At 71.7% G+C, this 11,714-nt stretch carries 7 protein-coding genes; 4 read left to right on the forward strand and 3 right to left on the reverse strand.

Going from position 1 to position 11,714, the window contains the following annotated elements; translation table 11 throughout:
• Positions 1 to 45: 45 nt before the first annotated feature.
• The gene (locus tag K8638_RS36575; protein WP_223759358.1) at positions 46 to 5,514 is read right to left on the reverse strand and encodes a non-ribosomal peptide synthetase; all 5,469 of its coding nucleotides are present in this window, start codon (positions 5,512 to 5,514) and stop codon (positions 46 to 48) included.
• Between the two features lie 514 nt (positions 5,515 to 6,028).
• Here K8638_RS36575 and K8638_RS36580 point away from each other — a divergent pair.
• Together K8638_RS36580 and K8638_RS36585 are read left to right on the forward strand one after the other, a co-directional pair.
• Complete coding sequence (locus tag K8638_RS36580) at positions 6,029 to 6,466, forward strand: DUF2383 domain-containing protein (RefSeq protein ID WP_223759359.1); 438 nt, start codon at positions 6,029 to 6,031, stop codon at positions 6,464 to 6,466.
• 255 nt (positions 6,467 to 6,721) lie between these two features.
• Complete coding sequence (locus K8638_RS36585; protein WP_223759360.1) at positions 6,722 to 7,555, forward strand: hypothetical protein; 834 nt, start codon at positions 6,722 to 6,724, stop codon at positions 7,553 to 7,555.
• Positions 7,556 to 7,571: 16 nt separating this feature from the next.
• Here the strand turns inward: K8638_RS36585 and K8638_RS36590 are convergent, their stop codons facing one another.
• Complete coding sequence (locus K8638_RS36590) at positions 7,572 to 8,666, reverse strand: hypothetical protein (protein WP_223759361.1); 1,095 nt, start codon at positions 8,664 to 8,666, stop codon at positions 7,572 to 7,574.
• A 23-nt stretch (positions 8,667 to 8,689) separates the two neighbouring features.
• Positions 8,690 to 9,250, reverse strand: a complete 561-nt coding sequence (locus K8638_RS36595) for a DUF2378 family protein (protein WP_223759362.1) — start codon at positions 9,248 to 9,250, stop codon at positions 8,690 to 8,692.
• A gap of 167 nt (positions 9,251 to 9,417) precedes the next feature.
• On the opposite strand from K8638_RS36595, the gene K8638_RS36600 reads away from it, so the two are divergent.
• Positions 9,418 to 10,020 (forward strand): hypothetical protein, encoded by a 603-nt coding sequence (locus tag K8638_RS36600; protein ID WP_223759363.1) that lies wholly within the window; start codon positions 9,418 to 9,420, stop codon positions 10,018 to 10,020.
• A 225-nt stretch (positions 10,021 to 10,245) separates the two neighbouring features.
• Positions 10,246 to 11,688: a DUF2079 domain-containing protein gene (locus K8638_RS36605; RefSeq protein ID WP_223759364.1), complete on the forward strand. Its 1,443-nt coding sequence runs from the start codon at positions 10,246 to 10,248 to the stop codon at positions 11,686 to 11,688.
• Positions 11,689 to 11,714 lie beyond the last annotated feature (26 nt).

Here is an 11,714-nt window from a genome sequence, read left to right on the forward strand (position 1 = left end):
CCCACCTGCCGCGTCACGCGGCCTGGAAGTCGTCGCGGTACAGCTTTACTTGCGGGGCCCACGTCCCCTGGCGGCCTGCTGGCGGCGCCCCATGGCCGCCCGGCGCCGCTCCGCCTCGTCCTGGATGGACCGGGCCTGCTCCTTCGCGGCCACCTCTCCGGACTCGGCGCTGCCCAGGTGCCGGGCCAGCGCGCTGACGGTGGTGAGCTTGAAGAGGTCTACCAGCGCCAGGTTCGCGCCCAGCTCCTCGCGCAGGCGGCGGTGCGCCTGGGCGATGAGCATGGAGTTGCCGCCCAGCTCGAAGAAGTTGTCGTGCAGGCCCACCTCGCCCACCTTGAGCACCTGCTGCCAGATGGCGGCGATGCGGCGCTCCAGCTCGCTCTGCGGCGGGGCGTAGGCGGCGGCCAGCGCGGGGCGCTCGCCCTCCGGGACGGGCAGGGCGCGCGTGTCCACCTTGCCGTTGGGCGACAACGGCAGCGCCGGCAGCGCGAGGAAGGCGGACGGCACCATGTACGGCGGCAGCGACTCCGCGAGGAAGCCGTGCAAATCACTGCTGGTGGGCGCGGGCTCGGACAGCACCACGTAGGCCACGAGGCGCCGGTCTCCCGGCGTGTCCTCGCGCGCCATGACGAAGGCGTCGCGCACGGCGGGGTGGCGGCGGACGGCGGCCTCCACCTCGCCCAGCTCGATGCGGAAGCCGCGAATCTTCACCTGGTCGTCCGCGCGGTGCAGGTACTCCAGCACGCCGTCCGGCAGCCACCGGGCCACGTCGCCGGTGCGGTACATGCGCTCACCGGGACGGAAGGGGTTGGCGACGAAGCGCTCCGCCGTCAGCTCCGGCCGGCGCCAGTAGCCGCGCGCCACGCCCGTGCCGCCCACGTACAGCTCGCCCGCGCAGCCCACGGGCACGGGCTGGCGCCGCGCGTCCAGCACGTACACGTCCGTGTTGATGATGGGCTTGCCGATGGGCATCCACGCGCGGCCCTTCAGGTCCTCCGGGCGCAGGTGGTGGTACGTGGTGCACACCGTCGTCTCCGTCAGGCCGTAGCCGTTGACGACGGTGGTGGTGCCCAGCAGCGCCTCCACGTCGCCGGCCACCAGCGCCTCACCGCCGCTGAGCACCAGCCGCACCGGCGGCAGCGTGTCCTTGCGCGCGTTGAGCCCGGCGATGACCGCGGGCACGGTGCTGACGATGCTGATGTGGTGCCGCGCGATGAGCCCCAGCAGCAGCTCCGCGTCCAGCACCTCGCCCTCGGTGGGCAGCACCAGCGCGGCGCCCGTGCACAGGGGAGGAAGCACCTCGCCCACGAAGCTGGCGGACGCCACGGAGGTGAGCGGCAGCATCCGGTCCGCCACGCCCGGCGCGTAGGACTCCACGAACGAGCGGACGAGGTTCGCCAGCCCGCCGTGCTCCAGCATCACGCCCTTGGGCTGGCCCGTGGAGCCGGACGTGTACACGAGGCACGCCAGGTCCTCCGGCCGCAGCGCCACCGGCTCCGGCGGAGTCGTGGACGCCGCCGCGCTCCAGTCCAGGTCCTTGTCCAGGCTGACCACCCGCACCGGCCCGCCGCTCACGTGCGACGCGAGCTGCCCGTGCAGCCAGGACTGGGTGAGCAGCAGCGGCGTGCCCGCGTCGGAGAGGATGAAGGTCAGCCGCTCCACCGGGTACGCCGGGTCGATGGGGACGTAGGCCGCGCCCGTGGAGAGCACGCCCAGCACCGCGGCCACCATCTCCACCGAGCGCTCCAGGCACAGGCCCACCACCGAGCCACGCCCCACGCCCTGCTCGCGCAGCCACGCGGCGAGGAAGCCGGCGCGCTGGTGCAGCTCGCGATAGGTGAGCTGCTCGTCGCGGAACATCACCGCCGCGGCGTCCGGCGTGCGCGCGGCCTGCGCGGCGAAGAGGCCGGGCAGCAGCGAGCCGTCCAGGGACACGCGGGGCCCGGACTGCATGGCGAGCAGCTTCTGGCGCTCCGCTTCGGGCAGCAGCGGCAGGTCCGCCAGCGCGCGCTTCGGGTCCGCCACGAGGCCGGCGAGCAGCGTGCGCAGGTGGCCCGTCATCCGGGCGATGGTGGCCGTGTCGAAGAGGTCGGTGTTGTACTCGAAGGAGGCGACCAGCTCGCCCGCGGCCTCGCCCATGGTGAGCGTGAGGTCGAACTGGGCGCCGCCGTGGTCCAGCGGCAGCGACTCCAGCGGCAGCCCGGCCAGCTCCGAGCGGGCGCCCGGAATGTCCAGCGCGAAGGCGGTGAGGCCGCGCTCGTCCAGGCGGGCCGCGCGCTGGTACACGAACATCACCTGGAACAGCGGCGAGCGGCTGTGGTCCCTCACCGGCTGGAGCTTGTCCACCAGCACGTTGAAGGGCTGGTCCTGGTGCTCCAGGGCCTCCAGCACCGTGCGCCGCGTGGAGGCCAGGTAGTCCGTGAAGGACAGCGCGGCGGAGGGCCGGGTGCGCACCACCAGCGGGTTGACGAAGTAGCCCGCCACGTTGGCCAGCTCGGCGCGGTGACGGCCCGCGCTCACCACGCCCACCGTGAAGTCCTCCTGCCCGGTGTAGCGGTGCAGCAGCACCTGGAAGGCGGCCTGCAACAGCATGTTCAGCGTGGCGCCCTGCTCGCGCGCCAGCGCCTTGAGGCCCGCGGTCAGCGAGGAGTCGAGGCGCTCGGTGTGGACGCGGCCGGCGTACGTCTGCACGGGGGGACGGGGCCGGTCCGTGGGCAGGTCCAGCACCGGCGGCGGGCCGGCGAGCTGCTCACGCCAGTAGCGCTCCAGCGCCGCGCCGCGCGGGCTGGCCAGCAGCTCCGCCTGCCACCGCGCGAAGTCCGCGTAGGTGCGCGCGGGCTTCGGCAGGGTGAGGCTCTTCCCTGAGCGCAGGGCGGGGTAGAGCGCCTCCAGCTCCTCCGCCATGACGGCCAGGGAGCCGAAGTCGGTGACGATGTGGTGCATCGCCAGCAGCAGCGCGTGGTCGTCCGGCGCGCGCGTGTACAGGCGCACGCGCAGCAGCGGCCCGGCCTCCAAATCAAAGGGCCGGCGCGCCTCCGTGGACAGGCGCTCGCGCAGCGCGGCGTCGTCCCAGCCGCGGGCATCCACCGTCTCGAAGTCCAGCGGCAGCGCCTCGTGGATGCGCTGCACGGGACCGGACGGCGTCAGGGCGAAGGTGGTGCGCAGCGCGGGGTGGCGGGCGACGAGCGCCTCGAACGCGCGCCGCAGTGCCTCCACGTCCAGCGCGGCGCGCACGCGCACGGCGACGGGCACGTGGTACGCGGCGCTCCCGGGCGCGAGCTGGTGCAGGAACCAGAGCGCCTGCTGGCCGCCGGACAGCGGGGCCTCGCCCGCGCTCTCGTTCGACGCCGCGACGGCGGGCCCGGCCGCGGAGGACGGGGGCGCGGAGAGCAGCGCCAGCACGGTGTCCGCCAGCTTCTCCAGCGAGTCGCCCTGGAGGATGCCGGCCAGCGGCACGTCCACGCCGAGGCCCGAGTCGAGGGCGCTCTTGAAGTCGATGGCCATCAGCGAGTCCACGCCATAAACGTGGAGTGGGCTCTTCGGGTCCACCTGTGACGCGGGCAGGCGCAGCACCGCGGCGGCCTGCTCCTGGAGGAACACGGACAGCAGCGCGCGGCGCGCCCCCGCGTCCGTCACGGCGGTCAGCGCCTTCTGGATGAAGCTCGGCTCGCGCGCGGCGGGGGCCGCCTCCCGGGCCGCCTGCGCGGGCGCGGACTCGGAGGCCGCCTTCGCGGGCGGCTCGGCCGGCGCGGACTCCAGGATGCTCTGGTGCAGCACCTCCAGGCCGCCGGACAGGAAGTCCGCGCGGGTGGCGAAGCGCTGAATCTTCCCGCTCGACGTCTTCGGGAGGCTGCCGCTCTGGATGAGCACCACCGCGTACACCTGGAGCTCGTGCGCGTCGGCGACGGCCTGCCGGATGGAGCGCGCGAGCGCGTCCAGGTCCACGCCGCCCGACTCCACGGCGCGGCGGTCCACCTCCTGCACCACCACCAGCCGCTCCTCGCCGTCCTTCTCGACTGAGAACGTCGCGCCGCAGCCCGGGCGCAGCGCCGGGTGCACGGGCTCCACGGTGCGCTCGATGTCGTGCGGGTAGTGGTTGCGGCCGCGGATGATGATGAGGTCCTTCAACCGGCCGGTGACGAACAGCTCGCCGCCGTCCAGGAAGCCCAGGTCGCCGGTGCGCAGGTAGCGCGCGTCGTCCCCGGGCACCTTCCCGCCGAAGGCCGCCGCCGACTGCTCCGGGCGGTTCCAGTAGCCCAGCGCCACGCTGGGGCCGGACACCCAGATTTCACCCACCTGGCCCGGCGGCAGCACCGCCCCCGTCTCCGGGTGGGCGATGACGAGCCGCTGCCCGTCCAGGTCGCGGCCCGAGCCCACCAGCGTCTGCGCGCCCGGGCGCTCCGGGGTGGACGGCTCCACGCGGTGGCCCTTGAGCGCGGCGGCGTCCACGGTGCGCAGCACCGGCGCCTCCCGCTTGAGGCCGCCCGACGCGATGAGCGTGCCCTCCGCCAGGCCGTAGCAGGGGTAGAACGCCTCCATCCGGAAGCCGCACGGAGCGAACGTCTCCGCGAAGCGGCGCAGCGTCTCCGGCTGGAGCGGCTCGGCGCCGTTGAAGGCCAGGTCCCACCGGCTCAAGTCCAGCGCGTCGCGCTCCTGGGGCGTCACCTTCCGCGTGCACAGGTCATACGCGAAGTTGGGCCCGCCGCTGGTGGTGGCCCCGTACTTCGACACCGCCTGCAGCCAGCGCAGCGGGCGCTTGAGGAAGTCCACCGGCGACATCAGCACCACCGGGAAGCCGCCGTACAGCGGCTGGAGGATGCCGCCGATGAGGCCCATGTCGTGGTACGGCGGCAGCCAGATGACGCCCCGGCTGTCCTTCGAGTGCCCGAAGCACCCGTGGATCAGCGCCGAGTTGTGCATCAGGTTGGCGTGCGACAGCACCACGCCCTTGGGCGAAGACGTGGAGCCGGACGTGTATTGGAGGAAGACGGTGGTGCTGGCCTCGGCGCCCGGGTCCTTCCAGCCCTCGCCGGTGGACTCGTCCAGCGTGTCCGTGGCCAGCCAGTGCAGCGCCCGCAGCTCCGGCGCCTGCTCGAAGAGCATCTCCCCCATGCCGAGGATGAAGTCGGTGGTGAGGGCGATGGTGGCCTGCGCGTCCTGGCAGATGGCCATCAGCCGGGGCAGGGTGCGCCCCAGCCGCATCGGGTCCGGCGGGTAGATGGGGACGGCGATGACGCCCGCGTAGAGGCAGCCGAAGAAGCCGGCGATGTAGTCCAGCCCCGGCGGATACAGCAGCAGCGCGCGCTGGCCCCGGCAGCCCCGCGCCTGCAGCGCCGCGGCGATGGCGCGCGCCTTCCGGTCCAGCTCCGCGTAGGACAGGTGGAGCTCTTCCGACTCACCGTCCACCAGGAAGGTGAAGCCACGCTGCCGGGGCTGCCGCTCCGCGCGCACCCGCAGGAGCTCCACCAACGTGTCACAGCGTGTATCCAGGTCCGGTGGCAGTCCGGCGGGCATGACGCCTCCTCGATGTATCGCTCGTGGTGTCAGCCCCGTGTTTCAGTGGAAGACGGGTGCTGTGAGACAGGTCCTGTTATCAGGCTGTCTCGGGGGGCAGTGGATGGAGACGGGCCGGTTAAACCAAATGGAACTGACTCAAGGGAGTGACACCGGGTGAAGCCCGTGTATCTCCCCTCGCCCCCAGCTCACGCTCGGCCGGGACGGAGCGCCCTGGAGCCCGGGTGATGCGCGGAGTGAGGGCAGGCAGGCTCGGCCTGGGGTTGTAGGGAGATGTCGGGCGGTCTGTAGGCATGGGGGGGTAGGCAAAGACTCCAGGACTCCAGGTAAGCGGCATAATCACAGCCCGGGCGCATTCTTGCAAACCGGACAAACTGCCATCCGTGAAAAGCCGCCCTGGGGGGTTGGGCGGCCGGGGGAGCAGGCCCGGGGTGACGGGGAGGGGGGCCCTCGTGCCAGCGCGCTGGCGGCAGCACCTTTGCGCGAGCAACCGCTCTGTCGAAGGAGGCCGCTCATGGCTCACGCCAGCAAGGATGTGGACACCCTCAATTCCTTCCTCCGCGGGGAGATCTCCGCCGTGGAGACCTACCGCCAGGCGCTCGGACATGTCTCGGACGACCGGCTCCGCGACGCGCTGGAGGACTGCCAGCATGACCACGAGCACCGGGTCGAGGAGCTTCGCGAGCGCATCCGCAAGCTGGGCGGCGAGCCCGCGGAGAGCTCGGGGCTGTGGGGCACCTTCTCGAAGCTCGTCCAGGGCGGCGCAGACATGCTGGGCGAGAAGACCGCCATCCAGGCCCTGGAAGAGGGCGAGGACCACGGTCTCCACGACTACCAGCGCGACGCGGACCAGGTGCATGGCGAGGTCCGCCGCTTCGTGAGGATGGAGCTGCTGCCCGCCCAGAAGCGGACCCACGAGCGGCTCAGCCGCCTGAAGCGCACCCTGCACTGATGCATGGGTGACCTGTCACGTCGGGACGGCCCTTATCCCGGCGCATCCAGACGGGGCGCCCGAGCGGGCGCTCCGTCCCTTCGCCGCGCAGGCCCTCGCGCCCATCCTCCACGTCAGGCGCCACACGCCCCGTCCCTCGTTTTCGCCGGTCCTGAGAAAACGGGGAGACGTGTGCCGTGCGGGTGGGGGCCTTGGAGGTTGCCGGAGCGGCATGCGATACCTGGAGTCTTGTGGTCGCGCTTCGGGAGGCGAGGCATGTTGCTGGACAGCGGTTCATCGGAACGCGATTCGGGCTCCGGGAGTGATCGGCGCGCGGAAGGCGGAGATTCCGACACCGCGACTTCCGGCGAGCCGTCCCGGCCCGAGCCCGAGGCCTCCCCGGCGCCCGTCTCCGCGCCCGGTTCCTCGCTGATCGACGCGAGCCTCGCGGGCTCCCTCAGCGCCAGTTGCGAGGCCCTGTTCCGCTCCACCGAGCGCGCCCTGCAGTGGGCGTGGAAGCTCCTGCAGCTCACGAAGAGCGGACCGGACGCGGGGCCCCTGGTGAGCGCGGCCCGGCTCAGTGCCATCGATTTCCTGGACCGCATCCCCCCGCACGTGCGCCGGAGCGTGGTGGAGCTGCTGGGCTACAGCAGCCTGTGGGAGGCCATCTGCACGCGCCTGGGCCGTCCCCAGGCCCGCTCCCAGGAGGAGCTGCTGCGTGAGCTGGGCGAGGACCTCCAGCTCCTGCTGCGCGGAGCGCAGGCCCGGCTTGGCACCTCCGCCGCGCTGGAGCAGGGGCTGCTGGTCCACATGGGGCGCCTGCGCGAGGCGCGCGCCAGCGAGCCGGGCGCGCCGCTGGAGCTGCGCGCCATGCTGGACGCCTTCACCCATGCCGTGTCGGAGGTGATGGCCGCCGCGAGCGCCCACCGCCGTGCCTGGGAGGCCGCGGAGGGGGAACTGTCGGAGTCGGCCGCGTGGCTGGGGGCGGGCGACCCGGGCTTCTGCTCCTGGCTGGCGGAGCACCTCTCCGGCACCGTCTTCGCGTGGCGCCTGGCGCACTCCACCGTCCGCCTGTTGCGCGAGCTGGGCGAGCTGTCCGGCCAGCCTTGAGCGTGGCGCCGGGCGCTCACGCCTCCACGAGGATGCGGTGGCGGTACAGCTCCACCAACACCTCCTCGGACAGGTCCGCCTGCTTCGCGTCCCTCAGATGCTGGCGCACCTTCTCCACGGGCTCGCGGCCGGTGAACTCCACCAGCAGGCCGTAGGCCTCGCCGGGCAGGGCGATGGCGTCGTAGTCGCTGTACGCGCCCAGGGCCACGCTGCCGTCCTGCATCCACTGGACGGTGGCGTCGGGGTTGAACTTGAGCGTGCGCGGCAGCCTGGGGAGCACGGCGGTGTCGTGGAGCTTCTCCAGCGTCTTCAGCTCGATGGTGCCGTCCAGGCCGAGCAGCTTCTCCAGCCCGTCCGCGGGCAGCTCGCGCACCAGACGGTAGCAGGCGCGGTAGTAGTCGGCCTCGCGGCCGGCGTGCTCCTTCCACAGCTCCGCATAGGCCTTCGCGGGGGGCGCGGTGTCGTCCAGGTCCTCCACGCCGAGCGGTGCGGGCTGGGTCTCCGCGCGGTCCTTCCCGGAGAGGACGTAGTCCGGCAGGAGCTGGAGCGCCGTCCAGCGCGAGAGCTGGATTTCAACGAGCGTGAGGTACGTCTTGAGGGACATCCAGAACTTGCGGCCGTCGGCGCCCGCCACGTACTTGCAGAAGAAGGTGGAGCAGACGGCCTCGCGGTAGGGCCAGATGGTGCAGCCGCCGGAGTCCATGGCGAAGTAGGGGCAGCGCAGCGACGCGGCCCGGCCGAAGAACTGGTGTCCGTTCTTGTAGAGGAACTGGAACTTCGCCGGTGGCTTCACCCACTGCGGCGTCACGCCGACACGGCTGGCGATCTTCTCCTCCATGCGGCGGCGCCCCTCGGCGAGCTCCGGGCGCTCGTCGGACAGCAGCGCGCCCACGAGGAAGTTGGGCAGGCGCGGGGAGTAGGTGCAGCACTTGGTGTCGGGACGGAAGAAGCGATTCACGCCGTCCACGGAGTCGACGGCGCCCTGTGCGTTCTCCTTGCACATGGCGCAGTTGGAGCAGGTGGCCTTGGTCTCCTCCGGGACGTCCTGGTGGAGGAAGTCGGGGAGGAGGCCCTGGTAGAGCTGCGGGAGGCTGTCGAGGATGCGAGGCATGGTGGGCCGGGAGGGGAGGGAGGTCAGTGCGCGGACGGGTCGTCCCACTGGACGCGGTAGGTGCAGGACTCGGGGCCCTGGCGGGTGCGGGTGATGAGGAGTCCTCGCACGCCGATGCGGTGGAGGCCCTCCTCGAGGACGCCCTCGACGAAGCCCTCGGTGGCCTCGGGTTCGTTGAACCAGAGGTCGGCGGCGGCGGGGCCCACGGCGGTGAGGCGTGTCTCGGTGAAGTTGTTGCCGCTGCGGAAGTTGTGCGTCATGCGTCCCAGCGAGCGCATGGGGCCGAGGACGCGGGCCATGGCGAGCACGGCCGCGCCCATGACGGTCTGCGCGTAGCCCTCAATCATGCGCCGGGCGAGCTGGCGCCGGGCCTCGTCCAGCGGGCGGTCGGGATACAGGGCGCGGCCCGTCTCGTCGAGGCACTGCACCCAGACGGCATGGGGGTACGCGGCCAGCAGGGGCGCGTCCAGGTCCAGGCCCAGCGTCTTCAGCCGGGCCCGAAGCTCCGGCGGCAGGTCGCCGTCGAGCGTCCTGCGGTACAGGCTCTCCACCGTGTTGCTGAAGATGACGCGCTCGTTGTTCATGGGGCGCGCATTCTTTCCAGAGCCCACCTCCGGAGGCCAGTCCCCTGGGTGTGTCCTCGTGGGTGGAGACAACTGGCCCCCGGGAGTGCGGATGGCGCGGAGTGAGCGATGCTTCAGTTCTGCACATCTCCCCTGGGAGCCAGTCCAGGGAGGGATGGAAACGTGGCATGATGGTTCTCCCAGAGAACCCGATGCGATTCTTCGAGGTGAGCTCCAACACCCTTCCGAGTGTCGACATGGGGCGCCACCTGCCGCTGCGCTTCGCGTCGCGGCCGTGGCTCGGACAGGTGGTCTACCCGCTGCTCATCCTTACGTGGTTCTGCGTACTTCCGGTGGCTTTCGTGCTGGACCAGGACCTGCCCCTCTCCGAGGTCCTCACGACCTGGTGGTGGCTCGTCCTCTTCGTCCTGGGTGGGGTGCTCGGGGTGGTGGGCACGTTCGCTTGCGTCCTGACTCAGTTGCAGGTCGAGGTGACGGCCGAGGAAGTGCGCCAGCTCGGCTCCGGAGCTCTGCGTGACCAGACCTGGAGCGAGCCCCTGTCTCGCTACAGCGGCCTGCGCGTCGAGCACCGTCACCACCCGGAATGGATTGGAGGCAAGGACGAGTACGGCATCTATCTCTGCCATGGTGAGGACGACTCGCGCTCCATCCTCCTGTTCTGGGGACGCAGCGAGCGCCGCTTCCAGCAGCGCCTCGCGCGCTACTCCGAGTTGCTGCGTCTCGGAGTCGAGGAGGAGCCGGCGGAGCAGCCCGAAGAACTGGCGGTGTGAGCGACGGCGAGCCTTGGGCCCGCCTGGGCAAGGGCCAGATGAGGAAACGGCCTGAATCCAAACCCGGCACGGCCATCCTCGAGTTCTCTCGCGCAGGCGTCTACATCGTCGACGAGTTCCTGTAGGCAAACGCCCGGAGTATCCACTCCCGCAGGTACGTGCTGACACCGGCCTGCTATCCTCGCGCGCCTCTTGATGAGGGTTGCTGGAGACGGCTCGCGCGGCATGACTTCGACCATCGATGAACCCGGGCCTTCCCGTGCCCGGCGCCTGGCCGGTGCGCTCGGGCTGGCCACGCCCTTCCTGCTGTGGGCCGTGCTCGTCGTGCTGCCCGTCTGGCTCCAGGCCGCGCATCTCTGCTTCGCGTACTACGACCTGGGCATCTACACCCACGCGCTGGCGAGGCTGTCCCTGGAGGACCCGAACCCGTGGCTCAGCGCGCGCCAGGTCCACATCTTCAACGACCACTTCGACCCCGTCCTGTGGCTGGCCCGGCCGCTCGTCTCCGTGCTGTCGCCCATGTGGGCCGCCCTCGTGGCGGAGGCGCTCCTCGTGCTGCTCGCCACGGCGCCGCTGCTCTGGCTCCACCTGCGCGGCACGCTGGACCGCGCGTCCACGGCGCTGCTGTGCGCGCTGCTGCTGCTGAGCCCCAGCGCGGTGGGGGCGGTGATGTACCCCGTGCACCCCACCACGTGGTCGATGTTGCCGCTCGTGCTGCTGGGCGTGGCCTTCTTCCTCCGGAAGAACGTCCTGCTGCTGGCCTCGCTGCTGCTGCTGTTCGCCTGCAAGGAGGAATTCCCCTTCGCCGGCCTGATGCTCGCCGTGGCGCTGTGGCTGCGCGGGGACCGGCGCCTGGCGCTGGGCGTGGTGGCGCTCTCGGTGGCGTGGCTCGGCTTCGTCTATGGCGTGCGGCCCCGGTGGATGGGCCCGTCCGTCGACTACAGCGCGCGCCTCACCCAGGGCCTGGACGAGGGGTTGATTCGCTACGTGGCCGTGCGTCTGGCCCCACGTCACATCTCCCGGGTGGGCACGTTCGCGCTGCTGTTCGTCCCGCTGGCCATCTGGGCCTGGCGCGAGCGGCTGAGGCCTCAGTGGACGTGGTTGCTGGTGCTGCTGCCCATGCTCGGCATCCGCTTCCTTGGCATGGCGTGGCGCCACCAGTACGGAGCCCCGCTGGTGGCCGTGGCCGTGGTGGCGCTGCTGCCGCTGTTCCTCGCGCGCCGCCCGCCCGCGTGGGTGCTGGTCACCACCAGCCTGCTGCTCGTCAGCACCAACGAGTCCAACCTGAGGCCGCTCGTGCGCACGCTCGCATCCCCCGCGGCCCACCCGCCCAGGTGCCCGGGTGACGCGGGGCGGCTGGCCAGCGTGCGGCGCGCGCTGGATGTCCTCTCCACGCATCGTGAGGGCAAGGTGCTGCTGGGGAGCAACCTCGTCACGCCCCTGGTCTCACGCGACGAGGTGTACTCCGTGGGCGGGCCCCAGCCGCGTGGGGAGTGGGTCTACGACTGGGTGCTGGTGGAGAAGCCACCCATGGGCGACACCTATCCCGTGTCCGTCGAGGAGCTGCAGGCGCACCTCGCCCGGTGGCGTGCCCAGGAGGGCGCGGAAATCCTCATCGACGACTCGCACGTCTTCCTCGCCCGGGGGCGCTTCACCGAGGCGCCCTGACCCCGCCGGGGTCGGTCCCCACCTTC

This window comes from Myxococcus sp. RHSTA-1-4 (genome assembly GCF_020037125.1).
Classification (GTDB): Bacteria; Myxococcota; Myxococcia; order Myxococcales; family Myxococcaceae; genus Myxococcus.

Excerpts from the sequence above, each read along its gene's own strand:
- K8638_RS36595 (WP_223759362.1), bottom strand. The coding sequence starts at position 9,250 with ATGAACAACGAGCGCGTCATCTTCAGCAACACGGTGGAGAGCCTGTAC.
- K8638_RS36580 (WP_223759359.1), top strand. The coding sequence starts at position 6,029 with ATGGCTCACGCCAGCAAGGATGTGGACACCCTCAATTCCTTCCTCCGC.
- K8638_RS36605 (WP_223759364.1), top strand. The coding sequence starts at position 10,246 with ATGACTTCGACCATCGATGAACCCGGGCCTTCCCGTGCCCGGCGCCTG.
- K8638_RS36585 (WP_223759360.1), top strand. The coding sequence starts at position 6,722 with ATGTTGCTGGACAGCGGTTCATCGGAACGCGATTCGGGCTCCGGGAGT.
- K8638_RS36590 (WP_223759361.1), bottom strand. The coding sequence starts at position 8,666 with ATGCCTCGCATCCTCGACAGCCTCCCGCAGCTCTACCAGGGCCTCCTC.
- K8638_RS36575 (WP_223759358.1), bottom strand. The coding sequence starts at position 5,514 with ATGCCCGCCGGACTGCCACCGGACCTGGATACACGCTGTGACACGTTG.
- K8638_RS36600 (WP_223759363.1), top strand. The coding sequence starts at position 9,418 with ATGATGGTTCTCCCAGAGAACCCGATGCGATTCTTCGAGGTGAGCTCC.